23 protein-coding genes are annotated in these 25,836 nt (G+C 38.0%); 16 read left to right on the forward strand and 7 right to left on the reverse strand.

The genetic code is table 11. The annotated features are described in order from the left end of the window. The first annotated feature begins 77 nt into the window (after positions 1 to 77). The 4 genes from BLR27_RS07750 (at position 78) to ybeY (ending at position 5,247) form a co-directional block, all read left to right on the forward strand. Complete coding sequence (locus BLR27_RS07750) at positions 78 to 938, forward strand: phosphodiester glycosidase family protein (protein WP_090703168.1); 861 nt, start codon at positions 78 to 80, stop codon at positions 936 to 938. 111 nt (positions 939 to 1,049) lie between these two features. Continuing rightward, a complete protein-coding gene (locus BLR27_RS07755; protein ID WP_090703172.1) occupies positions 1,050 to 4,388 on the forward strand; it encodes a DUF4175 family protein in 3,339 nt (1,112 codons plus the stop codon). Further along, the gene (locus BLR27_RS07760; protein WP_090703175.1) at positions 4,385 to 4,816 is read left to right on the forward strand and encodes an ATP-binding protein; all 432 of its coding nucleotides are present in this window, start codon (positions 4,385 to 4,387) and stop codon (positions 4,814 to 4,816) included. The genes BLR27_RS07755 and BLR27_RS07760 overlap by 4 nt, the downstream gene beginning before the upstream one ends. After that, positions 4,816 to 5,247, forward strand: coding sequence for an rRNA maturation RNase YbeY (gene ybeY / locus BLR27_RS07765; RefSeq protein WP_090703180.1), 432 nt, complete (start codon positions 4,816 to 4,818; stop codon positions 5,245 to 5,247). The genes BLR27_RS07760 and ybeY overlap by 1 nt, the downstream gene beginning before the upstream one ends. A 3-nt stretch (positions 5,248 to 5,250) precedes the next feature. On the opposite strand, the gene BLR27_RS07770 is transcribed toward ybeY, so the two are convergent. Then, entirely contained in the window at positions 5,251 to 5,961 is a 711-nt protein-coding gene (locus BLR27_RS07770; RefSeq protein ID WP_090703184.1) for a pirin family protein, read from the reverse strand. Between the two features lie 87 nt (positions 5,962 to 6,048). Between BLR27_RS07770 and BLR27_RS07775 the strand changes: the two genes are divergently transcribed. The 5 genes from BLR27_RS07775 (at position 6,049) to BLR27_RS07795 (ending at position 12,496) form a co-directional block, all read left to right on the forward strand. Next, a complete protein-coding gene (locus BLR27_RS07775) occupies positions 6,049 to 6,705 on the forward strand; it encodes an NAD-dependent epimerase/dehydratase family protein (protein WP_090703189.1) in 657 nt (218 codons plus the stop codon). Beyond that, positions 6,702 to 8,570: an ABC-F family ATP-binding cassette domain-containing protein gene (locus BLR27_RS07780; protein WP_090703194.1), complete on the forward strand. Its 1,869-nt coding sequence runs from the start codon at positions 6,702 to 6,704 to the stop codon at positions 8,568 to 8,570. The genes BLR27_RS07775 and BLR27_RS07780 overlap by 4 nt, the downstream gene beginning before the upstream one ends. Further along, a complete protein-coding gene (locus BLR27_RS07785; protein WP_221406308.1) occupies positions 8,567 to 8,827 on the forward strand; it encodes a CBU_0592 family membrane protein in 261 nt (86 codons plus the stop codon). Before BLR27_RS07780 ends, BLR27_RS07785 begins: the two co-directional genes overlap by 4 nt. Before the next feature lie 41 nt (positions 8,828 to 8,868). After that, complete coding sequence (gene mnmG, locus BLR27_RS07790) at positions 8,869 to 10,731, forward strand: tRNA uridine-5-carboxymethylaminomethyl(34) synthesis enzyme MnmG (RefSeq protein ID WP_090703198.1); 1,863 nt, start codon at positions 8,869 to 8,871, stop codon at positions 10,729 to 10,731. A gap of 133 nt (positions 10,732 to 10,864) precedes the next feature. Then, positions 10,865 to 12,496, forward strand: coding sequence for an Ig-like domain-containing domain (locus BLR27_RS07795; protein ID WP_245704473.1), 1,632 nt, complete (start codon positions 10,865 to 10,867; stop codon positions 12,494 to 12,496). On the opposite strand, the gene BLR27_RS07800 is transcribed toward BLR27_RS07795, so the two are convergent. Both BLR27_RS07800 and nadB read right to left on the reverse strand, forming a co-directional pair. Next, positions 12,477 to 12,998, reverse strand: coding sequence for a gamma carbonic anhydrase family protein (locus BLR27_RS07800; RefSeq protein WP_090703203.1), 522 nt, complete (start codon positions 12,996 to 12,998; stop codon positions 12,477 to 12,479). The genes BLR27_RS07795 and BLR27_RS07800 overlap by 20 nt on opposite strands. Before the next feature lie 10 nt (positions 12,999 to 13,008). Then, positions 13,009 to 14,598 (reverse strand): L-aspartate oxidase, encoded by a 1,590-nt coding sequence (gene nadB, locus BLR27_RS07805; RefSeq protein WP_090703206.1) that lies wholly within the window; start codon positions 14,596 to 14,598, stop codon positions 13,009 to 13,011. Positions 14,599 to 15,007: 409 nt separating this feature from the next. Here nadB and nadA point away from each other — a divergent pair, with 409 nt between their 5' ends. The 6 genes from nadA (at position 15,008) to BLR27_RS07835 (ending at position 21,042) form a co-directional block, all read left to right on the forward strand. Continuing rightward, positions 15,008 to 16,000: a quinolinate synthase NadA gene (nadA, locus tag BLR27_RS07810; RefSeq protein WP_090703209.1), complete on the forward strand. Its 993-nt coding sequence runs from the start codon at positions 15,008 to 15,010 to the stop codon at positions 15,998 to 16,000. Positions 16,001 to 16,003: 3 nt separating this feature from the next. Continuing rightward, positions 16,004 to 17,239, forward strand: coding sequence for a dicarboxylate/amino acid:cation symporter (locus tag BLR27_RS07815; RefSeq protein WP_090703213.1), 1,236 nt, complete (start codon positions 16,004 to 16,006; stop codon positions 17,237 to 17,239). Between the two features lie 7 nt (positions 17,240 to 17,246). Next, positions 17,247 to 17,966 carry a L,D-transpeptidase family protein gene (locus BLR27_RS07820; protein WP_176767635.1) on the forward strand — a complete coding sequence of 240 codons (720 nt, stop codon included), beginning with the start codon at positions 17,247 to 17,249 and terminating at the stop codon, positions 17,964 to 17,966. A gap of 143 nt (positions 17,967 to 18,109) precedes the next feature. Then, the gene (thiL, locus tag BLR27_RS07825) at positions 18,110 to 19,159 is read left to right on the forward strand and encodes a thiamine-phosphate kinase (protein ID WP_090703221.1); all 1,050 of its coding nucleotides are present in this window, start codon (positions 18,110 to 18,112) and stop codon (positions 19,157 to 19,159) included. A gap of 121 nt (positions 19,160 to 19,280) precedes the next feature. Continuing rightward, positions 19,281 to 20,681 carry an alpha-L-fucosidase gene (locus BLR27_RS07830; protein WP_221406309.1) on the forward strand — a complete coding sequence of 467 codons (1,401 nt, stop codon included), beginning with the start codon at positions 19,281 to 19,283 and terminating at the stop codon, positions 20,679 to 20,681. Between the two features lie 25 nt (positions 20,682 to 20,706). Further along, positions 20,707 to 21,042 carry a DUF6370 family protein gene (locus BLR27_RS07835; RefSeq protein ID WP_090703228.1) on the forward strand — a complete coding sequence of 112 codons (336 nt, stop codon included), beginning with the start codon at positions 20,707 to 20,709 and terminating at the stop codon, positions 21,040 to 21,042. A gap of 5 nt (positions 21,043 to 21,047) precedes the next feature. Here the strand turns inward: BLR27_RS07835 and rmuC are convergent, their stop codons facing one another. Then, complete coding sequence (gene rmuC, locus BLR27_RS07840; RefSeq protein WP_090703232.1) at positions 21,048 to 22,364, reverse strand: DNA recombination protein RmuC; 1,317 nt, start codon at positions 22,362 to 22,364, stop codon at positions 21,048 to 21,050. A gap of 39 nt (positions 22,365 to 22,403) precedes the next feature. Next, positions 22,404 to 23,540 carry an NAD(P)/FAD-dependent oxidoreductase gene (locus tag BLR27_RS07845; RefSeq protein ID WP_090703237.1) on the reverse strand — a complete coding sequence of 379 codons (1,137 nt, stop codon included), beginning with the start codon at positions 23,538 to 23,540 and terminating at the stop codon, positions 22,404 to 22,406. A gap of 77 nt (positions 23,541 to 23,617) precedes the next feature. Between BLR27_RS07845 and BLR27_RS07850 the strand changes: the two genes are divergently transcribed. Continuing rightward, entirely contained in the window at positions 23,618 to 24,307 is a 690-nt protein-coding gene (locus BLR27_RS07850) for a zinc metallopeptidase (RefSeq protein ID WP_090703241.1), read from the forward strand. A 69-nt stretch (positions 24,308 to 24,376) separates the two neighbouring features. On the opposite strand, the gene apaG is transcribed toward BLR27_RS07850, so the two are convergent. Together apaG and dusB are read right to left on the reverse strand one after the other, a co-directional pair. Beyond that, positions 24,377 to 24,763, reverse strand: coding sequence for a Co2+/Mg2+ efflux protein ApaG (apaG, locus tag BLR27_RS07855; RefSeq protein WP_090703245.1), 387 nt, complete (start codon positions 24,761 to 24,763; stop codon positions 24,377 to 24,379). Positions 24,764 to 24,807: 44 nt separating this feature from the next. Beyond that, complete coding sequence (gene dusB / locus BLR27_RS07860; protein ID WP_090703248.1) at positions 24,808 to 25,800, reverse strand: tRNA dihydrouridine synthase DusB; 993 nt, start codon at positions 25,798 to 25,800, stop codon at positions 24,808 to 24,810. Between the last annotated feature and the right edge of the window lie 36 nt (positions 25,801 to 25,836).

The raw sequence follows: 25,836 nt of genomic DNA on the forward strand, positions 1-25,836 counted from the left end.
AGATCATAATCTCAAAAGCCCCATGTCTAAACCGGCATGGGGCTTTTTTATTGGTAGCTATTCAATATATTAGCACCATGAAAGCAATTCTATTAAGTACTTTTTTTTCGGTCTTCATAACCTTCGGGGTTTTTGCCCAATCAGACTCACTTGCAGTGGTAAATGCTGAATGGAAAAAAGAAAAGATAAATCCCGGAGTTGTCCTTAAAACATTCTGGTTCCAAAACACACTATTTAACTCCAATCAGTTTGTAAGTGTCCTGGAAATTAAACAAAAGAAAAAGCTTGAATTTGATCTTGGGTATGATGCTAAAAAGCTGATCACCACCAGCGATTTCGGAAAACAAGCCAATGCAATAGCAGCACTTAATGGTACTTTCTTTGATATTGCAAAAGGAGGATCTGTAGATCATATTAAGTCTGACGGGATTGTAATTAACGAAAATCGGCTTGGAAAAAACGGAAACAGAGCTGGTCACCAGAGTTCGGCCCTTGTAATAAACAAGGGCAGGATAACTATTGCCAAATGGGATGGAACACCGGATTGGGAAAAAGCGCTTGAAGGGGAAGATATAATGGTGAGCGGCCCTCTTCTGATCATGGATCAAACAGATGAAAAACTGGATCCGGCCAATGCATTTAATAAAACCAGACATCCGCGAACAGCAGTTGCGATTACAAAAAATAAACGAGTTTTGCTTATCACAGTCGATGGCCGTAACGCTAACTCCGCTGGTATGAGCCTATTCGAACTTACCAAACTAATGCGCTGGCTCAATGCCGATGATGCAATTAATCTCGACGGTGGCGGATCTACCACATTATGGATCAATAACTATATGGAAACCGGAGTTGTGAATTACCCTACTGATAATAGAAAATGGGATCATGAAGGACAGAGAAAAGTTGCCAACGTAGTACTTCTAAAGAAAAAATAATACATTTTGTATGGATTTATGTCACAAATTGGTGTTGATATCCTATGATTACACTAATAATGAACATATTTCGTTAATTTCATGTTAATAAATTGACGTGTAAAATTAACAATGAAGGGTTCAGAAGAAAACTACGTCTATCTTATAAATAAAATTGACGGGTTTATCCGTAAATATTACCTCAATAAGGTTGTAAAGGGTTGTATATTTCTAGTTTCTTCACTTTTTGCCGCGTATATTCTTGTAACAACGGCTGAATATTTTGGTCATTTTGACCCCCTTGTTCGAAGCATTCTTTTCTATTCATTTATTGCCGGAAACCTTTTCGTTATAACAGGTTATATTCTAATTCCCTTATTGTCTTACTTCAGGCTTGGAAAAACCCTGTCTCATGAACAGGCTTCAGCCATTATCGGACAGCATTTTGCGCCCGTAAAAGATAAACTACTGAATACACTTCAACTTAAAAAGCTTTCCGATTCAAACCCTGAACAGCGCTCACTAATTGATGCTAGTATAAATCAGAAAATTGCAGATCTCCGGCCCGTTCCTTTTACCTCAGCAATACATATAAAAGAAAACCGTAAATATTTGAAATATGCAATGGCACCCATGGCCATTTTTGTTTTCCTATTCTTTGCTTCTCCATCAATTTTAAGCGAAAGTACTGAGCGATTAATCAATCACAATAAACGTTTTATTAAAAAAGCACCATTCAACTTCGAAATCCTGAACGATAAATTATCTGCTGTGCAGGGAAGCGATTATACCCTTATGGTTAAGCTTACTGGTAATGAGATCCCTTCTGAACTATACCTGGAAGACGGGATTAATACATTCAAGCTTAACCGGGAAAATATTATCCGATTTAATTATACGTTCAAGAATCTTCAGAGCAGTAAAAAAATAAGACTCAGGGGTGGTGAATTCAGCTCTAACGACTATTTGCTGGAAGTCAAGGCAAAACCAACTATCATTAATTTTGAGGTATTTATTGAGTATCCCACTTATCTGAATAAGAGCAATGAAGTGCTTAAAAACACTGGAGATATGACCATTCCTGAGGGATCAAAAATCAACTGGAAATTTAATGCCCAAAACAGTGAGCAGCTTGATATTAAAATGGACACCAAAAGTTATCTGCTTAGTCAGTCAGACGACAATGTATTCAGTTTTACATACAAGGCTACAAAAAATCTGATCTACAGCGTTAAACCCATCAATAAGGGTGTAGAATCATCCCAGGCAGTAAGTTATCAACTCCAGGTTATTCCTGATCTGACTCCGGTTATTGAAGTTAATGAAAGGCAGGATTCGGTGAATAGTAAACTGCTTTATTTTGTAGGACAGATCAATGATGATCATGGATTTTCAAAACTAACTTTCAATTACAGATTATTATCTCAGGATTCGGAAAATAAGGTTAAACCCTATATAAAAACTGTTGAATTCGACAAAAACGCACTTCAGAGCAATTTCATACATGCCTGGAATGCAACCGAAGCCGGAGCTGAGCCAGGCGAACAGGTGGAATATTATTTTGAAGTGTTTGATAATGACGGCGTCAATGGCCCTAAAGCTAGCAGATCGGCTATTAAAACATTAAAAATGCCATCTGAAAAGGAAATAGATGAACAACTTGAAAAAAACGCTGAACAGATCAAGGAAAAAATGGAACAGGCCATTAAAAAGTCGGGCCAGGTAGAAAAGGAAGCCAAAAAACTAAATCAGGATCTGCTTAATAAAAAGAATCTTTCATACGAAGAGAAGAAACAAATTGAAAACCTTCTCCAAAAACAAAGTGAACTCGAAGAACTGGTAAAGGAAATACAGAAAGAAAACAAACAAAATCAATTTGAGCAGAATGAACAAAATGAACAGATTCTTGAAAAACAAAAACAGATCGAAAACCTGTTCAATAATGTGCTTGATGAGAAAACCAGAGAAATTTTAAAAAACATTGAAAAACTACTCGATAAAAACAATAATAACCAAACCAGGGAAGAGCTATCCAAAATGCAGATGGATAATAAATCATTGCAAAAAGAGCTCGACCGGATCCTGGAACTCTACAAGCAGCTGGAGTTTGACCAGAAGCTAAGTGAAACTATTGAAAAACTAGGTGAATTGGCAAAAGAGCAGGAAGCACTTAGCGAAAAGTCGCTTGAAAAAAATACAGATATCCAAAAACTAAAGGATGAGCAAAACGTTTTAAAAGAAGAATTTAAAGACCTGGAATCTGAACTGAATAAGCTGGAGCAGAAAAACGAGGAGCTGGAGCAAAAAAACAATTTCGAGAACCCGGAAAAGGATCAGGACCAGATAGAGCAGCAACAAAAAGAAAGTTCAGAAAATCTGGAAAAGAAGGATCAGAAAAAGGCTGCTCAAAATCAAAAACAAGCTGCTGACAAAATGAAAGAGCTTTCCAAGAAATTAGAGAAAATGCAGGAGGAGGGCGAAGAGAAAGAAAATGAGGTAAATGCCAAAGAATTAAGGGAAGTACTTGAAAACCTTCTTAGCAGTTCATTCGACCAGGAAAAAACAATGCAGGAAGTGAGAAGCATTAACACGAGCGATCCCGGATATATATTACAAACACAAAAACAGAAAGATATTCAGATCAATCTGAAAATGATCGAAGACAGCCTTTATTCACTAAGTAAAAAGGTTCCTCAGATTCAGTCTGTTGTTAACAAAGAAATACAGACCATAAATTTAAACGTGACAAAAGCAATTGAAAGTCTTGGCGAGCGTCGAACTGCGGAGGCTAACCGCAATCAACAATTTGCTATGACATCGATCAATAATTTGGCTTTAATGTTAAATGAGGCACTTGAGCAATTACAACAGTCGCAGCAGAATAGTAAGCCCGGTGGAAAAGGCAAAAAGAAGCAGAGCCTTTCGCAACTCAGTAAAATGCAGGAGCAATTGAACAAAAACATGCAAAAAGCCCGGGACGAGATGCAGAAACAGGGACAACAGGCACCTGGTCAGCAGGGAAATCGCAGTGGCGCCATGAGTGAGCAACTTGCTAAAATGGCAAGAGAACAACAAATCATAAGACAAGCCATGCAGGAAATCAACAAATTAGTGAATAAAGATGGAAAGGCAGGCTTAGGTAATCTTGATAAATTAGTGAAAGAGATGGAACAAACAGAGACCGATCTCGTAAACAAAAGAATAAAACAGGAAACATTAACCAGACAGCAGGAAATTCTGAGTAAATTACTTGAAGCCGATAAAGCCGAGCGGGAACGTGAAGAGGATGAAAAAAGAGAAAGTAAGGAGGGAGTCAATCAAGCACCAATAAATTCAATAATATTGCAGGACTATCTCAAAATTAAGCAAAAAGAGACCGATTTGCTTAAGACAGTACCTCCCTCTTTAAATTCATTTTATAAAATAAAAGTGGGAGACTATTTTAAATTTTTAAATTCGGGCAATAAATGATTAATCAGACAGAATATTCAGATAATACTTCATTGTATACGCTGCAGTTACCCTCCAGGATTGACAGCATTACTCTGATGGAAAATTTTATCGATGAACTGAGCGTAAAGTACGGATTCAGCGATGAGATATATGCCAATGTACTTACTTGCCTGAGTGAGGCTGTAATCAATGGGATTGTCCATGGCAATCGTCAAAACCTCGATAAGAAAGTATATATTAACCTGGAGGTAATTGAAGATAAACGCTTAATATTCACTGTTTCTGACGAGGGTGAAGGGTTTGACTTCAATAATCTACCAGATCCAACAGCTCCTGAAAATCTTGAAAATCTAACTGGAAGAGGTGTTTTTATTATTAAGAAACTTGCCGATCAATGTATCTTTAACTCAAAAGGAAATGAGCTCGAGCTTCATTTTAAAATTTAATGAGTCAGTTACCAATACATTTTTTTTCTGAAGACATATCCTTTACTTTAAAACATAAGGGCCTGCTCAGGACCTGGATAAAAAATACAATTGTTGAGGAGGGGTTTAAACTCCGGGAACTGAACTTTATCTTTTGCAGCGATAATTACCTCCTGTCAATGAATCAGCAGTATCTGAAACACGATACCTTTACAGACATCATTACATTCGACAACAGTGAAAAAAAGGGAGAAATTGTGGGCGATATCTTTATCAGCTTAGAACGCATTCAGGAGAATGCACAGGGCTTTAAAGTAAAAACCGAGGATGAACTCCACCGGGTAATGATACATGGCACCCTGCATCTTCTGGGCTATGCTGATAAGGGAAAAGAAGCGAAAGCTCTCATGACAGATAAGGAAGACCTTTACCTGTCAAAGAGAGCGTTCTAAATATTATTGCATTGGAACTTCAATTATCAGAACCTTTGAGTTTTCCTTGAAATCAAATTCAATTTCTTCAGTATCATATACACCTGCCGCATCGCGCTTCTCCAATAAGGTATCATCAACTATTCCTTGTCCTTCAATAAAAAAGACATAGGCTCCGTTTCCGGGATGCTGGATCTTATAGCTGGCCTTTGAATCTGCATCAAAAGTACCCAAACTAAAAAATGCATCCTGATTGATCCACATAACATTTTCAACCTTAACTGGCGAAACGATTGTCAAAAATGAATTATTCGCTTTCTCAAGATCATATTGCATCTGATCATAACGGGGTTCAATATTACGTTCTTTTGGAAATACCCAGAGCTGAAGCAAATTAACCTCTTCGTCGGAAGAACCGTTAAATTCCGAATGCTGAATACCCTTACCTGCAGACATAACCTGAACTTCACCATACTTAATATTACCAATTGAGCCCAGGCTGTCTTTATGAGCCAAAGTACCCTTCAGAGGGATGGTAACGATCTCCATATTATCATGGCCATGAGTCCCGAAGCCCATACCAGGAGCTATAATATCATCATTCAATACCCTTAATAGGCCAAAATGAACTTTTGCCGGATCATGATATTGAGCAAAACTAAATGAATGTGCTGCCTTCAGCCAGCCGTGATCTTGAATTCCTCGATCTGCAGCGCGGTGGATAATCTTCTTCATATTGTTGATTTTTAATTACATGTTTAAACACACAATATTAATTCCAAACCTAATATGCGTACCTTTGCTCATTAATTATCAAAATAAATGCCATATAGAGTCATTTTAGTTGGGGCAAGCGGACTTATTGGCAGTAACTTATTGTCAGAGCTGATCCGGTCGGAGGCGATATCAGAGATTCTCCTGGTACTTAGAAGATCAACTGGTATTTCTAATCCTAAAGTTAAGGAATTGATCCTGAATTTCGACGAACTAAACACCTATTCATCTGAAATTCAAGGAGATATAATATATAGCTGTCTCGGAACAACCAAAAGTGAAACTCCGGATCCTGCATTATACAGAAAAATAGATTTGGAGTATCCATTGAACCTGGCAAAGTTCGGTCTGCAGAATGGGGTTTCACAATTTCATATTATTTCTTCTCTTGGTGCGGATGCTGAATCTTCAAACTCCTATCTCAAACTAAAAGGAGAACTGGAGCAAGAATTAAAAAAACTAAATATTCCATCATTGCATATTTATCAACCTTCATTTTTAATTGGTGAGCGTAAAGAGAATCGTCTGGCCGACAAAATCATGAAACCAATTTCAAGTCTGATAGATCCGCTCCTGATAGGGCCACTAAAGAAATACAGAAGCATCAAAGCAGCCGATGTGGCTAAAGTGATGCTTAATCAATCAATAAAAGACCTGAAAGGCACTTTTATATATCCTTCCATACAAATACAAGAATTAGCGTGAGCATATTATCAACCGAACAATTAGGGCATTCATTTAATGATAACTGGCTTTTTAAAGATCTGTACTTTGGTCTGAATAAAGGAGACCGGGTAGCGCTGGTTGGTATTAACGGAACGGGTAAATCTACCCTGCTTCGTATACTATCAGGTATACTGGCGCCAAGTCTGGGAAAAGTGGTAACCGAAAGAGACCTGAGAATAGGATACCTGGAACAGGATCCACAATTCCAGAATCAGGAAACAATAAGCGATTTTATTTACTCCATAGGAAATGAAAGGCAACAGCTAATCAGGCAATATGAAGAAGCTGTTGAACAGGAAGTTCATGATGAAAAGCTCCTGAACAGACTTATGGATGAGCTGAGTAATGCCAATGCCTGGGAATATGAATATGAAATAAAGACCATTCTGGGAAGAATGGGGATACAGCATCTGGAGCAGAAAATAGCAACCCTGTCCGGCGGACAAAGAAAGCGTCTGGCTCTGGCAAAATTACTTATTGACGATCCGGATGTTTACATTCTTGATGAGCCTACCAACCACCTGGATATTGAAACTATTGAATGGTTGGAAAGTTATATGACCGGCGGACAAAAGACCATCTTGCTTGTAACGCACGACAGATATTTTTTGGATAATGTTTCATCAAGGATCATAGAACTTGACCGTGGAAAGCTTCAAAACTTCAACGGTAATTACAGTTATTACCTTGAGAAAAAAGCAGAACAAAATGCTGCGGAAGATGCCTCCTTCAGCAAAAACACAAACCTCCTGAAGAGAGAACTTGAGTGGATGCGCAGACAACCCAAAGCAAGAACTACCAAATCAAAATCGAGAATTGATTCATTCTACGACCTGGAAGAAAAAACTAAAGGGCGTAACGTAAAATCTTCTTTAGAGTTAAGCGTTAATGTATCAAGACAAGGAAATAAGATCCTGGAACTGGAAAATATCAGCAAAGCATTTAACGGAAAACCTGTCATTAATAACTTTAGCTATACCTTTAAAAAAGGTGACAGAATTGGGGTGGCTGGTAAGAACGGAACAGGAAAATCTACACTTCTCAATATTGTAACTGGTGCAATTAAACCCGATAGTGGTAAAGTTCTTGTAGGAGAAACCACCGTATTCGGATATTACCGTCAGGGTGGTCTGGAATTTAAAGAAGATGAACGTGTGATCGATGTTGTAAAAAATATCGCTGAATACATTACTATGGCTGATGGGAAAAATATGACCGCCAGCCAGGTACTCACCCACTTTCTTTTTCCGCCGGCCAAACAGTACGGAATGGTAAACAAGCTTAGCGGTGGTGAAAAGAAAAGACTTCAGTTAATGCGGGTGCTCATGAAGAATCCTAATTATCTGATTCTGGATGAGCCGACCAATGATCTGGATATCGATACCTTAAATGTACTGGAGGATTTTTTACTTAATTTCCCGGGTATTTTAATGCTGGTCTCTCACGATAGATATTTAATAGACAGGCTAACTGACCAACTATTTATTTTTGAAGGGGATGGAAATGTACATATCTATTCAGGTAATTACACGGATTACAGACTCGAACAGGAAGAACCAAAAAAGCCCGCCAAATCAAGTTCGAAAGCAGAAATAAGCAATTCTGAACCAGAAGTACAGAAACGAAAATTAAGTTTTAAAGAAGAAAAGGAGCTTCAGGGACTGGAAACAGAAACAAAAGAGCTCGAAAAACAGGTTGAGATTTTAACTTCAGAACTAAACTCCGGCATAACAGATCATACCAAATTATCAGAAATAGCAATTAAGATCAAGGATCTAAAAGACAATATAGACACCAAGACGATGAGATGGCTCGAACTAACTGATTTAAAAGAAAGCATATGAGCCAGTCAGATATAATAGCATCCGTTGGAGTCACCCTATTACTGATCGCTTTTTTTCTAAACCTGAGAAAGATCATGAGTACTGACAGCAAATGGTACAGCGGACTTAATATTGTGGGTGCCGGACTTTGCGGTTATTCATCCTACCTGATAGCCTTCTACCCTTTCGTGATACTGGAAGGCGTTTGGGTTTTGGCGGCATTAAGTTCTTTTGTTAAGCGTGTTCCACGTGAAACAATTGTAAATAGTAATGATTAATTTTAAAATATATAATTGTTCCACGTGGAACATCCATAAAAATGTTTGACAGATACGATGTAATTGTAGTTGGTGCCGGACATGCTGGCTGCGAAGCAGCGGCGGCGGCGGCGAATCTGGGTTCAAAGGTTTTGCTAATCACCATGAATATGGAAACGATAGCACAAATGAGCTGCAACCCAGCCATGGGCGGCGTAGCCAAAGGACAAATTGTACGTGAGATAGATGCTCTTGGTGGTTACTCAGGAATCATAACAGACAAAACAACCTTGCAGTTCAGAATGCTGAACAGCTCAAAAGGGCCGGCCATGTGGAGTCCAAGAGCGCAAAGTGATAGAAAGAGGTTTGCAGAAGAATGGAGATTAGCCCTCGAACGTACACCTAATGTAGATTTCTGGCAGGATACAGCAACGTCATTGTTGATTGAAGACAACAAGGTTTGCGGAGTTAGAACATCGTTGGGTATAAAGATAAAATCAAGATCGGTTGTATTAACAAATGGTACATTCCTTAACGGCATAATACATATTGGGGAGAAAAAATTTGGAGGCGGCAGAACAGGAGAAAAATCAGCTACCGGAATAACTGAACAATTAGTAGAGCTTGGGTTTGAAGCTGGCAGGATGAAAACAGGCACTCCACCAAGAGTTGATGGTCGTTCACTCGACTACTCAAAAATGGAAGAACAATGGGGTGATGAAGACAGAGGAAGATTCTCCTATACAGATGTAGAACTTCCTAAAGAACAAAGATGCTGCTGGATCACCTATACAAATTCAGAAGTACACGAAACCCTGAAAGAAGGTTTTGAGAAATCACCAATGTTCACAGGGAGAATTAAAGGACTGGGGCCAAGGTATTGTCCCTCAATTGAGGATAAGATAAACCGCTTTGCCGAAAGAGACAGACACCAGATCTTTGTAGAACCAGAGGGGTGGAATACTGTCGAAATTTATGTCAACGGATTCTCAACTTCTCTTCCTGAAGATGTTCAATATAGAGCCTTAACAAAAATACCAGGTTTTGAAAATGCAAAAATGTTCAGACCGGGATACGCAATAGAATATGATTTCTTCCCTCCTACGCAATTGAGTTTAACGCTTGAGACCAAAAAAATTGAGAACTTATATTTCGCAGGCCAAATCAATGGAACTACAGGATATGAAGAAGCAGCATGTCAGGGATTCATGGCTGGCATTAACGCACACCAGAAAATAAATGAAAAAGAAGATTTAATTCTTAAGAGAGCAGAATCATATATTGGTGTACTAATCGATGACCTGGTTACTAAAGGAACAGAAGAGCCCTATAGAATGTTCACATCCAGAGCGGAGCACAGACTATTATTACGTCAGGATAACGCAGACATCAGGTTGAGCCCAATTGGACATAAACTGGGCCTGATAAATGATGCAAGACTTGAAAAAGTAAATCAGAAAATAAAAAATGCTGACACCATTGTAGCCTATTTGAAAAATACATCGATCGGACCGGATGCAGTCAATACCGTTCTTGAAATTCAAGGCACACCAGGAATATCACAAAACGTGAAAATGTTCCAATTGATAACCAGACCTCAGATCAGTTTTGCAGATCTTAGAAAAGCAGATACTATTTTTGATAAACTTCTGGGTAATTATGATCGTGAGACCGTTGAGCAAGCAGAAATAAAAGTTAAGTACGAAAGCTATTTTGAAAAAGAACTGGAAATAGTAGATAAAATGAAAAGGATGGAAGATCAGGTAATAAATCCGGAATTCGATTACCACGGACTTATATCACTTTCAAAAGAAGCACGGGAAAAGTTAATGAAGATTAAACCAAGAACTTTAGGGCAGGCTTCCAGAATTTCAGGGGTCTCACCATCAGATATATCCGTTTTAATGGTTCACATGAGTAGATAGTTTATAAAGTATTGATTTATAAATACTTAACAAATAAAAAAAGTGATTTGAAAATATTGTATACAAGACACTTTCAGCTATGTGGCAATATGATAATTCCAAAACAATATAAAATCTGCCAGAGGGCTTAAAAATGGCTAATATTAAAAGGACAATATTTTTAACAGTTCCGGGCTTAGTATTTTTTTACTCCCTGTTCCTGATATCATGTGCGAGCGTTCAATCTCCAACCGGCGGACCAAGAGACACGATCCAACCGGTCATAGTAAAAGAACTGCCGAAAAATTTAACAAGGAATTTTACAGCTTCAAAAATTGAAATAGAGTTTGATGAATTCGTAAAACTCAGTAATGAATTTACAGAGATCAGTGTATCTCCGGCGATGGACATTCCTCCCACTTACAAAGCAAGAAAAGAAATATTGCAAATTAGCTTTGAAGAAGAGTTGCAGAAAAACACTACATATACCATAAATTTTGGAAAAGCAATAGCGGACGTGAATGAGGGTAACATCCTTAAAAATTATAGCTATGTTTTCTCAACCGGTAATGAAATAGATTCGCTTTCAATTTCCGGAAAAGTAATTAGCTCACTAACCAAACAAAATCTAAAAGACGTTACTGTCTTTATTTTACCAATTAGCCAGGATTCATTATTTGGGAAAAAGAAAGCAAGCTTCTTCACCACCACCGATACTTCAGGAAGCTTTAAATTATCAAATCTAAGAGCAGATAAATATAGAATTTATGCCCTTAATGAACAGGGTGGAGATCGAATCTATAATGGAAATTCAGAAGAGATCGGATTTTTGAATGAGCCAATTAATCTGAATAAAGACACAAGCAATATAGAGTTACAGGTATTTAAGGAAGTTCCAAAAATATTTTCAGTTTTGGATAGAAAGATCGAGTCAGATGGACGGGTCACTTTAACATTCAATAAACCAATACAGGATCCCTCCGTAAACATTTTAGAACCATCTGCTCTCAATACAAGCAAAACTGTTGAATTTTCAAACATAAGAGATTCTGCAATAATCTGGCTGCCAGAACTAACATTTGATTCCCTCAAAGTGGCTGTGAATTCGAAAGAGAAAAGTTTAGATACGGTTATCTTACGAAGAAACAAAAGAGATACTTATACCCCATTGCTAAACATTACAGATAACATTATCGGTACCAAGATCAGACCAGGTTCTGAACTTGCAATAAAGTTTTCATCACCCATAAAATCTTATGATGACAAACTCATAAGCATACTGGAAGACTCAATTGCTATCAGGGGTTTTGAAATAGTGAAAAACGAAAGAAATCCCAGAACCTATAACATAAAATATCCCTGGAAATTAAAAAAACAATATATACTGAGACTGGAAAATAATGCCTTTACAGATATATTGGAAAATAAAACAAAGGCTTATGCCAGAAAGTTTGAGCTTGACAGTGAGGATAACTATGGCAGTATTTCCATAAAAATAACTGTTCCTGATACGAGCAAAAACTATATTATCCAGTGGCTAGGTGACAATGATAAGGCCTTAAGACAAGACCGTATAAGTAAGAACTCTCTACTAAATTACACAAGATATCCCACAGCAAAGTATAGAATAAGAGTTATCTATGACGCGAATAATAATGGTGAATGGGATACTGGAAATGTTATATTAAAAAAACAACCTGAAGACACCTGGACATTTGATAAAACTATATCCCTGCGACCGAACTGGGATCTGGAAGAGAATGTTATTATTCCGAATCCGGAATAAACCAATTAGAATACATCTTATAGTTTTCAGGCAATTTCTTTAATAAAGCGATCTGTTCTTCCGTCAGTGGTTTAATTTTCCTGGCTGGTATACCTGCGTATAGAAATCCGGATTCACAAACAGTATTTTCGAGAACAATAGCTCCCGCAGCAATTATACAAAACTCTTCAACAATGGCATGATCCATTACAATTGCCCCCATTCCAATTAGCACATGATCTTGTAAAGTACAACCATGAACAAGAGCATTATGACCAATTGAAACATTACTACCAATAATTGTGGCGGCCTTTAAATAAGTACAATGAATAACAGCACCATCCTGAATATTGGTATTATCACCAATGGTAATATAATTTACATCACCCCTGATCACAGCATTGAACCAAACAGAACAATGATCACCCATGGTAACATCACCAACTATAGTAGAATTTTCTGCAAGAAAACAATTCTTACCCATCGCAGGGTAAACACCTTTTACCGGTAATAATAATGGCATAATTTAATTTTTAAAAAACAGTATCATGTGGCTTCTGTGCATGTGGTTTATAATCAGTGGTATAATGTAACCCACGGCTTTCCTTACGCATCATGGCAGATTTAATAACTAAAAAAGCGTTCTGTATCACATTCCTTAGTTCGCATAACTTAACAGATAAGGTAGTCTTTTTATAAAAGCTTTCGGTTTCATCATGCAACAATCCAAGACGGCGCATTGCCCGTTCCAATCTAAAATCAGATCTAACAATACCAACATAATCACTCATAACCTTCTGTGTTTCACGAAGGTTATGGGTGACTAAAATATCTTCATTCGATAATTTGGTATCTGTTTCATCCCATTCTGGAATGTTATCAGGAATGACATTATCCTTAAACACTTTGATAGCATGTTGAAATATTCTATGAGCAAATACAGGTGCTTCAAGAAGAGAATTTGATGCTAATCTATTTGCACCATGCAGACCAGTAGAAGTACATTCTCCACAGGCATAAAGGCGGTGAATAGATGATTTGCCGAATTCATCTACCAATATACCACCACACATATAATGAGCAGCAGGGGTTACCGGAATCAAATCATGTGTCATATCTATACCTATACTTAAACACTTGGCATAAATATTTGGGAAATGAGATAATATATCTGCTTTCGCACGATGTCTTATATCCAGGTATACAAAGTCATCACCTGACTTTTTCATCTCAGCATCAATGGCACGGGCTACAATATCGCGGGGAGCAAGAGAACCTCTCTCATCATAATTCTGCATGAATTCCTCACCATTCTTAGTCTTAAGTACACCACCAAAACCACGCACAGCCTCAGAAATTAGAAAGGATGGATATTCTCCTGGATTATATAATGCAGTAGGATGAAACTGAATAAATTCCATATTTCTAACCTTTGCCTTAGCACGATAGGCCATTGCAATACCATCACCAGTCGCAATCACCGGATTAGTTGTTGTAGCATAAATATGTCCGGCACCACCAGAGGCCATCAAGGTAACTTTAGACAAGAACTTTTCGACTTTATTTGTAGCGGTATTTAAAGCATAAATACCATAACATTCTATATCACCAGATTTTTTATCAACGAATTCACCAATATGATGCTGTGTAATAAGTTCAACAGCAAAATAATGGGTAAGAATTTCAATATTAGGATTGCTATGAATTTGTGCTAATAAGGCTCTTTCTATTTCAAAACCAGTAATATCCTTATAATGCAGAACTCGGCTTTCAGAATGTCCCCCCTCCTTAGCAAGATCAAATATTCCCTTTTTTGTTTTGTCAAAGTGCGTACCATACTGAATAATTTCATCAATACGGGCCGGACCTTCCTTTACAACAATTTCGACAATGTGTTTATCACATAAACCATCACCGGCTATTAGGGTATCTTCTATATGTTTATCAAACGAATCTTCCACTTTATCCACAACAACAGCTACCCCACCCTGGGCGTATTTTGTATTGGATTCATCTTCATTTGCTTTTGTAACTATCAGAACCTTACCATATTGAGCCGCTTTCAGTGCAAAACTTAAACCGGCAATACCTGATCCAATCACTAAAAAATCAACATTCCTCATGGCATAAAAAACTAAAAGCTATCAGTATTATAAATCATGTTAACAACCTCCTCAAAGATGTTAATTTAGTGGTAATAGTCGTTGAATAAAATACAAACAGACTCATAAATAGTTCTATTAAGCCGAATTTACCTTATTTTTGATTTAGTTTTAATCAAATAACAAAGAGTATTCCACTTTTTACAATTTGAAAAAACTGAACATATAAAATATTAAAAAAAAATTAGGATAATTAAACTACTTAATTATCAATAATATAGCGTTAAGGAATTGTTTAGAATATGTGGATAATTAATTAAAAACAATTAAGTGTGCAATATTGCACACTTTTTATAAACATTACCAACACACTAATAAACAATAAGAATCTTATTTAAAATATAAATTGTCTTTATTGAATAGTTGATAAATGAATACCTTCGAAGAACTTAATAGCAAAGGATTTATAGACGAACCAATTGACCCATCACTGGATCTGTTTGCTGAAATTAAACGATTAAAAAAAGAGAAAAATGCGGTTATACTAGCACATTATTACCAGGATCCTGATATTCAGGATATTGCTGATTATATTGGAGATAGTCTTGGATTATCACAAGAAGCGGCAAAGACTGATGCAGATGTAATTGTTTTTGCGGGAGTACATTTCATGGCAGAAACAGCAAAAATACTATCTCCACAAAAGAAAGTATTGTTACCTGATTTGAAAGCAGGTTGTTCTTTATCAGATAGTTGTCCGCCGCGATTATTTGCAAAATTTAAAGAAAAGTATCCTGATCACATGGTAATAACTTACGTAAATTGTACTGCGGAATTGAAGGCCATGAGTGATATTGTGTGTACTTCTGCCAATGCAGTTAAGATTGTTGAAAGTTTACCAAAAGATCAAAAAATAATATTTGGACCTGATAAAAATCTTGGTGCATATGTAGCTAAAAAGACCGGTAGGGATCTGGTTCTTTGGAATGGGGCATGTATGGTTCATGAAATATTTTCACAGCAAAAAATATTAAAGATAAAGAACAGACATCCTGAAGCTATGTTTATTGCTCATCCTGAATGTGAAGAATCTGTTCTCAAGATGGCTGATTTTATAGGTTCTACAACAGGATTATTAAAGTATACGATCAATAACCCGGCTACTGAATTTATTGTTGCAACTGAAAGCGGAATAATTCATCAGATGGAAAAGGCTAGTCCGGATAAAACATTTATTCCGGCGCCACCAAATAATTCATGTGCCTGTAATGATTGTCCGCATATGAAGAGAAATACCCTGGAAAAATTATATTTATGTATTAAAAATGATCTTCCTGAAGTAACTGTTCCGATGGATATTATATTAAAAGCACAAAAACCTATTGAACGAATGCTTGAAATATCTGCAAAACTTGGTTTATAATTTATGAATGAACAGTCATCCGGATTTTTAAAGAACTATGGCAGTATACTAAAACTGCTGATTGGAATTATTGCCGGAACTGTTCTAGGTTTAGTATTAGGTAAAAAAGTAGAAGTACTTAAACCTCTTGGAGATATATTCTTGAATCTGCTTTTTACAGCAGTTATTCCCCTTATTTTCTTTGCAATCTCCTCTTCTGTTGCCAATATGGAAAGAGATAAGAAAATGGGCAAGGTTATGTTTATAACTCTGCTGGTTTTCATTGGAACTGTTTTTATTTCTGCGGTTTTAACAGTTTTTGCTGTTTGGTTATTCCCTTTGCCTCAAAATATTGAAACCACTGCTAAAGTAGTGGAGGAAATGAAAACTCAGAGCTGGGGTGAACAGGCGACCAGTTTGCTTACGGTTAATGAATTCTATGAACTACTTTCCCGTAAAAGCATGCTTGCTTTTATTATTTTTTCACTGCTTATAGGATTTGCTACTTCCAGATCAGGTGAAACTGGAGAGCCATTTAAAAAATTCCTTATCGCCGGAGATGAGGTAATGAAGCAATTACTTATTCTGATAATGAAAATTGCTCCGATTGGTCTGGGAGCCTATTTTGCATATCAGATCGGTGTATTTGGTCCTCAGCTATTCGGAACATACGGTCATTCAATGGCCATTTATTATGGATTAAGTCTGTTCTATTTTATCGTTTTCTATAGTCTTTTTGCTTTTTTCGCGGCCGGTATTCCGGGAGTTAAGATCTATTGGAAAAACAATATTATCCCTTCTTTTACAGCATTGAGCACTTGCAGCAGCATTGCTACAATTCCAGCAAATCTTACGGCTGCAAGAGCAATGAAAGTTCCGGATCATATAGCAAATCTGGCAATACCCTTAGGTGCGCCGCTTCATAAAGATGGATCCAGCATTTCTGCAATTATTAAAATTGCAGCTGTTTTTGCCATTATGGGAAAGGATTTTATGGATCCCGAAACTATAATTCTTGCTTTGGGATTAACTGTCATTCTTAGTACAGTGGAAGGCGGAATTCCGAATGGAGGATATATTGCAGAGATCATGATCATGACGGTTTATAATTTTCCGGTTGAAATGCTTCCAGTTGTCATGATCATTGGTACATTGGTTGACCCAATGGCAACTTTATTAAATGCTACCGGTGATACCGTGTCTGCTATGCTAGTTACCAGATTTTCAGAAGGAAAAAACTGGTTAAAAAATGCTATTTAGATTTTCTATGAATCCAATATCTTTCATTTCATCCCTGCTATTCATTTTTTCATTTAGTCAGCCGGAAGATCTGCATACAAAGTTTAAATCCTCACAACTTATTGTTGTTACTTCAGATTCCTGGAATAAAATTGAAGGAAAAATGAATGTCTATGAATACAATTCAGGTGTTTGGAAATCAGTTCTAAAGGATATTCCAATAGTTATAGGTAGAAGTGGAATGGCCTGGGGAAAGGGATTACATTCATCTGAACTCAATAAAGGCAGGTTAAAAAAGGAAGGCGATGGTAATTCACCTGCCGGTATATTTTATTTAAGCGGACTATTCGGATACGATGATATCAGTTCTAAAATGAATTCCATGAAAGTTGACAAGCAGACTTTTTGCGTGGATGATTCCAAATCGGCTTATTATAACCAGATCGTGAAAACAGATACAGTCAAAAAGGACTGGACTTCAGCTGAAACCATGCGTATGAAAAGCGATGTTTATAAGTATGGAATCTTTGTCGACTATAATGTCAAGCCAGCAATTCCAGAAATGGGATCCTGTATTTTTATGCATATTTGGAGTGGAAGTACCAGTCCCACAGCCGGATGCACTGCAATGAAAGAAACTGACATGCTGAAGCTTATTGATTTTCTTGACAAAAAGAAAAACCCTCTTTTGGTTCAGGTACCCCGTGCAGAATATGATAAAATGAAGCGTATTTATAAATTACCCTAGCCTGTCCGCATCTCTTGCTTTAAAACCATCATGAGCATGCCTCTCGCAAATCGTAATGAATATGCTCATTATAGCTTCATCGCCACTAAAAAACGAATTATATACTGATGAAAATTAGCACCTTTGTATTTTAAGATCTTATCATGTTTGAAAACAAAGGACGCACAGAAATTGAGCAATTAGGGGAGTTTGGATTAATTGATCATCTGACAAAAAATTTCGGGATCAGTAATAAAAGCACGGTAAAAGCCATTGGTGATGATGCCGCTGTTTTGAACTTTGAAGGAAAAAAAACGCTGATTTCAACCGATCTTTTGCTCGAGGGAATCCACTTCGATCTTGCCTATACTCCACTAAAACACTTAGGCTACAAGGCTGTTCAGGTCAATTTGAGCGACATATATGCGATGAATGGTACTGCAACCCAAATCACGGTATCTATTGGCTTATCAAGCAAATTTCCACTGGAAGCTATCGAGGAATTATACGAGGGGATAAGCATCGCTTGCGAAAAGTACGGTATTGATGTGGTGGGAGGTGATACAAGCTCTTCCAAACAGGGCTTGATCATTAGTGTGACCAGTATTGGATATGCAGACGAAAAGGACATTTGTTATCGTAATGGTGCAAATGAAGGCGATCTGTTATGTGTTTCCGGAGATCTTGGCGGAGCATACATAGGCCTTCAATTGCTTGAGCGGGAAAAAAATATATTTCTTGAAAATCCGAATATTCAACCCGATCTGGAAGGCAAGGATTATATCGTTGAGCGTCAGCTTAAACCAGAATCCAGAAAGGATATCGTTGAGTCGCTTAAGTTGATGAAGATCAAGCCAACATCAATGATCGATATTTCTGATGGCCTTGCTTCTGAGATACTTCACATCTGTAAGCAGTCAAATAAAGGCTGTAACTTATATGAAGAGAAGATTCCAATCGACCCGATGACCTATGATACAGCCCGGGAGTTTGGGATAGATCCGACGGTTTGTGCTTTAAATGGCGGAGAAGATTATGAATTGCTGTTTACAATTAAGCAGTCAGATTTTGAGAAGATCAAAAACAATCCTGATATATCCATTATTGGACATATGACTGAAGCATCGGCAGGATGTAACCTGATCTCAAAATCTGAGAAAGTTCATCCTATAAAAGCACAGGGATGGAACTCTCTGAAAGGTATTCAGGAATAGGTTCATTGCATCGCCTTTTTGAATATAAAAAGGCATATATTTTTGATTCCATATTTTACATCTCATGAATAAAAGAGTGTTTAAATTACTTTTAGTCTTATTGACTTGTTCAATAAATTTGATGGCCCAGACCATTAACATCAATGCTCCCGCACCGGTTTTTCCAATACCAAGCAAAGAACAAATGGTCTGGCATGAAATGGAGACAAATGCATTTGTGCACTTCACCACCAATACTTTTACCGGTTTGGAATGGGGGTATGGTGACGAGAAGGAATCCATATTTAATCCTACCGCACTGGATGCCGGACAATGGGCCAAAACCCTGAAGGAAACTGGTTTTAAAACCCTGATCTTAACTACCAAACACCATGATGGTTTTTGTCTCTGGCCAAGTAAATACACCAAGCATTCGATAAAGAACAGTCCCTATAAAAATGGGAAAGGTGATCTGGTAAAGGAAACAGCCGAGGCTTCAAAAAAATATGGACTCAAATTCGGAGTTTATCTTTCACCATGGGATAGAAATCACTCCGAATATGGCCGACCAGCTTATCTTGAATACTACAGAAATCAGTTAAAAGAATTGTTCACCAATTACGGGCCTGTTTTTGAAATGTGGTTCGATGGAGCAAATGGTGGAGACGGATATTATGGCGGAGCCCGTGAGGCTAGAAAGATAAATGCTAAGTCTTATTACGACTGGCCAAAGACCCTGGATATTGTCAATAAAATTCAACCGGGAGTTATATTCTTCAGCGATGCCGGTCCGGGTGTTAGGTGGGTTGGAAATGAACGCGGAATAGCCGGTGAAACTAATTGGAATACCATTTCAACTGATACATTACATGCAGGCAAGGCTGGAATATCAGACCTGTTAAATACTGGTTCAATTGATGGAGATAAGTGGATTCCTGCTGAAGTGGATGTTTCAATCCGGCCGGGATGGTTTTATCATGCCCATGAAGATGATAAAGTGAAGACCGCGCAGCAATTGTTTGATATCTATCTTAGTTCTGTTGGCAGGGGATCTACGCTGCTTCTGAACATTCCCCCTGATCAGCGCGGACTTTTCCATGAAAAGGATGTAGAATCATTAAAAGGCTATAAAAAACTGCTTGATACTGAGTTTGCGAACAACCTGGCCAAACAAGCAAGGGTAAAAACAGATTCTTTCAGAGCGAATTCCGCAAAATATGCAGGATCAAACCTGACAGATGCCAATAAAGAAACATACTGGGCTACAAATGATGGTCAGTTAAGTGGCAGCTTTGAAGTTGATCTGGGTAAAGTTTCCACAGTGAAGTATATTCTATTGCAGGAATATATCAAACTTGGTCAGCGCGTGAAAAGTTTTACTGTGGATGTGTGGAAGGATGGAAAATGGACAAAAACGGCGGATGCAACTACCATTGGTTATAAACGAATAGTAAAGATCGAACCCGTTCAGACATCAAAGATCCGGGTTAATATATTGGATTCGAAAGCCTGTCCGGTGATCTCAAACGTAGAAGTATTCTAATATTGATTTAAAAACCAATCCAGCTATGAAAAACATTTTCATCTTTTTACTGATCAGTATATCTGCCAGTATCGTAAATGCACAAACACCTAAATTGAATTCAAAATCAGGTAAGGTTCAGATAGTTGAAGCTTCATGTGGACAATGTCAGTTTAAAATGGAAGGAAAGTCATGTGATCTTGCGGTCAGAATTAATGGCAAATCCTATTTTGTGGATGGCACAAAAATAGATGATCATGGTGATGCTCATGCTAAGAATGGATTTTGCGAGAAGATCCGGAAAGCGGAGGTACAGGGCAATATTGTGAATAAGCGATTTGTGGCTACTTCCTTTAAATTATTGCCGGAATCAGAAAAATAGACTGACTAAAGATCATCTTCATTAATGAATTTCTGATCCAGTTGTTTTCCTGTTTTAGCACCCAGTTTCTTTATCTTTTCTGCAGTTATGCTAAGGTTACCTCTGCCGCTGGATAGTTTGTTTAAAGCTTTGTCATAGGCATCCTGGCTTTGCCTGATGTTTTTACCGATACCTTCCATATCGCCAACAAAACCAATAAACTTATCATACATTTCTCCACTAAGCCTGGCAATTTCCATCACATTTCGGTTCTGACGCTCCTGTTTCCACATACTCGCAATGGTGCGTAATGTTGCCAGCAGCGTTGACGGGCTTACGATCACTACATGTTTATCCCAGGCAAAACTGAACAGTTCTGCATCCTTTTGAACAGCTATTCCAAAGGATGATTCTATTGGAATAAATAGCATTACAAAGTCAGGAGAATTGATCTTATAAAGCTCGCTATAGTTTTTTGATGATAACTCATTGATGTGATTCCGTATTGAGGCGATATGCTGTTTGGTAAATAAGTCGCGATCATCTTCGGTTTCGCTGTTCACCAATCTTTCATATGCGATCAAAGAAACCTTGGCATCAATGATCAGGTGCTTATCATCCGGAAGATCAATGACCACATCCGGCTGAAAACGGCCACCCTCTGAAGATTGATGTGAAGCCTGGATTCTGTATTCCTGATCTTTTATCAGCCCGGAACGTTCCAAAACCCTTTCCAGGATCATTTCACCCCAGTTTCCTTGCTTTTTATTATCACCCTTTAATGCCTTGGTCAGGTTTTGAGTTTCAAGATTCATCAGATTAGACTGCTCGATCAGTTGATTGATATGACCTTTTAATACATTTCTCTCATCCGACTCGGCTTTGTATACCTTCTCAACCTTCTCTTCAAATGCCTTAATATTTTCTTTGAATGGATTTAAAATAATATCCAGATTGTTTCGGTTTTCCTCGGTGAATTTTTTTGTTTTTTCCTCCAGGATCCGGGATGCTATCAGCTCAAAATCTTTATTGAATTTTTCCTGATTATTTCTGATCTCTGCCTTTTGTTCCTCAATCTTTTCCTGCTGTGATTTTAAGTAGGAGTGTGAGCTTTCCAGAGATCTCATCGTTTCAGAATGCTTTTCGCGCTCGGATTCCAGCTCTTTTTTCAGGTAATCTGATTCTGCTTTCAGGTTTTCGGCACGTTCTTCAGCTTTTGCCTTGCTGATATTTAATTGATCAAGGAGCTCTTGGCTAATGCCGCCAGATGCTGGCTTTGTTCTGAAGAATATAAAGAGCAAAATGATAACAAATGCTGAGATGAGAAGAATATAGATTTCCATTAATTAGATTTTATCAAAAATACATTTTTGAATACTGGTTTAAATTTCAATAAGTTCAGCTACCTGTTCGCCAAGAAGGCTTCCCATAGCAACACCCATTCCATTGCAGCGAACTGCGCAATAGAGTCCAGGACGGATCTTTTTAACAATAGGCTTTAATTCCTTTCCAAAGCCCATTACCCCACTCCAGCGATGTTCGATCTTAACTTTTTGTTCGGGAAGTATGGTTTCAAAAAGCAGTTTTTCAAGGTAGGTCTGGATAATATCTGTAATTCCGGGCTCAAGTGTCTGCTCGGCCTCAAAATCAAGATCCCTGCCTCCACCAAGGAGTATGCGATCGTCAATATTTCTGAAATAGGTATAACCCCGGTTATAATGAAAACTGCCTTTAATTTTCAAACCAGGTATTGGTTCAGTGATCAAAACCTGTCCCCTACCGGGGATAACATCCAGGTCTGGTATAAGCTCTTTACTCAAGGCGTTGGTTGCCAGAATGATCGACCTTGTCTGGAATTTGCCCTGATTAGTGATTAGTAACTGATCATTTGAATTGGATTCAATTTTTTGCACCTGGCAATTATTGAAAACGGTAATACCCATACCCTGGACTTTTGATAATAATGCCTTCATCATTTTTCCGGTGTCTATCTGGCCTTCGTATTTATTTCGGATGAGATTTGTGATGCCGTTCATGCCGAAATCTGCAATTTTATCATTGTTAACTGCATAAATGTCAGTCTTTCCTATTATTGAGCCAATGAGCTTATTGAAGTATGGAATCTGTTCATTGCAGGTGTTTGCAAAGTCTGCTTCAGTAGTTTTGAATACTTCATAGCCCCCATATTGTTCAAATGAAATAGCCTTATCACCCAGGTTTTCTCTGAGTTTTTTCAATCCCTTCCAGCGCAGCTCTATCAGCTCCGCGATTTCATCTTCACTTCCTATTTTTAATTCTTCAATTAGCTCAGAAATGCTTCCAAAACAGGCAAAACCGGCATTTTTTGTGCTTGCTCCTCCTGGCAGGAAACCCGCTTCCAATACTCCGATTTTTAATCGTGGGCTTTGCGATTTCAGGCTTAAGGCGGCACTTAGTCCGACAATCCCGCTACCGACAATCAAAACATCGAAACCATTTAAAAAGGATTCCTGTTCCCAATAGGAAAAACTATTTTTCATACGTTCTTAAAGGTAATTTATTTGTGATTATTTTTATTCGGAATAATTTTTGAATAGTTTCCTAAAAAATAAAGACGATGGGATTAATTTTAATGATAGTCATTGCTGTAGTAAGTTTTGCAGTTCAGTGGCGTTTTAAAAGCAAATTTAAACAGTACACGGAAATGCCCCTTGCTTCTGGTTACAGCGGTAAGGATATAGCCGAAAAAATGTTAAAGGATAATGGTATTTATGATGTGCAGATTATTTCTGCTGAAGGTCAGTTATCCGACCACTATAACCCGGCAGACCGTACAGTGAATTTGAGTCCGGAGGTTTACCATGGGAGAAGTGTTGCGGCAGCAGCAGTTGCAGCACACGAATGCGGACATGCGGTTCAGCATGCAAAAGCGTATAGCTGGTTAAAATTTAGGTCGGCAGTTGTGCCCGCTGTGAATGTAGCATCCAAGATCACCCAATGGGCATTGATGATCGGTGTAATGCTTTTAATATTTTCAGGTGACATTACAGTGCTTGCAATTGGTGTTGTGGCATTAGCTGTAGTTACACTGTTTGCGTTTATTACCCTGCCTGTTGAGTTCGATGCAAGTAACCGGGCATTAGTGTGGCTTCAGGGAAATCGTGGCATTATGCAGGCTGATATTGAGAATGACCAGGCTAAAGATGCATTATGGTGGGCTGCAATGACCTATGTGGTTGCTGCTTTAGGTTCACTTGCAACACTGGTATATTATGCCAGTATGTTGATGGGCAGAAGAGACGAGTAATTTAGCTTTAAATAGAAAGCCCCGTGCTGATTATTATCAGTACGGGGCTTTTTTGCAGGTAAGAATTTCTTAATTAAGTTTATATGGTGTGATCAAATAAAACTCAGGGATATTGACCTGAAAGCTTTGACCATCTGCAATTCGTTTCATTTCATAGGAACCTTTCATGCTTCCAATATCTGTTTTCAAATTACAGCCTGAAACATATTCATGATTGTTTCCGGGTTCAATTACAGGTTGCTGACCCACAACCCCTTCACCTTCAACTTCTCTTTTTGTTCCATTGGAATCGAAGATAGTCCAGTGGCGGTTCATCAGTTGAACACTGTATTCCCCCATGTTTTCTATATTCACCCGATAAGCGAACATGAAATGCTCGTTCGCCGGATTGGAATATTCCGGTTGGTAAATGGTGTCGACCGAAACCTTAACTCCTTCAGTAATCCTGGTTACCATAATGCATTGATTTTGTGAAGTACAATATAAAAATAAACCTTTTATCAGGCCATTTCAGTTTGAAAACGTTCATTAATTTCCTGAAGAACTGAATGAATATCATCAATTTTTTCAAGAGAAACCAGCTTCATCCGATATTCTTTAAAATCAGGAACACCTTTAAAATAGTTGGCGTAATGTCTCCTCATTTCAAAAACGCCGGTTTTATTACCTTTCCAGGCAATAGACTTATCAAGATGTGTCTTGCATACTTCCACCCTTTCACTGATCGTTGGTTCAGGTAAGTATTCACCAGTCTTAAAAAAGTGCTTGATCTCCCGGAATATCCATGGATATCCGATAGCTGCTCTGCCGATCATGATACCATCAATTTCATATTCCATGCGCCATTCGGCTGCTTTTTCAATGGAGTTAACATCTCCATTTCCGAAAATTGGAATCTTTATCCTGGGATTTCTCTTGATCTCGCGGATCAGCGTCCAGTCTGCCTCACCTTTATACATCTGTGCGCGGGTACGACCATGAATGGTCAGCGCCTGAATTCCGATATCCTGCAGGCGTTCGGCTACTTCGTAAACATTTTTGGTGTTATCATCCCAGCCAAGACGTGTTTTAACGGTTACCGGAAGATGAGTAGCTTCAACAACAGCTTTTGTCATTAAAACCATTTTATCTATATCCTGTAATAAACTGGCACCAGCACCACGGCAGGCAACATTTTTAACAGGGCATCCGTAGTTGATGTCGATCAGGTCAGGTTTTGCAAGGGTAGCAATACGAGTTGCCTCTCGCATACTTTCAATCTCACTTCCGAATATTTGTATGCCAATAGGTCTTTCATATTCAAAAATATCAAGCTTTGCACGGCTTTTCGCTGCATCCCTTATCAGTCCCTCAGAGGAGATAAACTCAGTATACATCATATCCACTCCATTTTGTTTACACACAAAACGGAATGGTGGATCGCTCACATCCTCCATTGGAGCTAGTAAAAGCGGGAACTCCCCTAAATCTATATTTCCTATCTTAACAGACATTAGCTATCTTTCGAACTTGTATTTTTACACGAACTT

The organism is Daejeonella rubra, assembly GCF_900103545.1.
Lineage (GTDB): Bacteria > Bacteroidota > Bacteroidia > Sphingobacteriales > Sphingobacteriaceae > Daejeonella > Daejeonella rubra.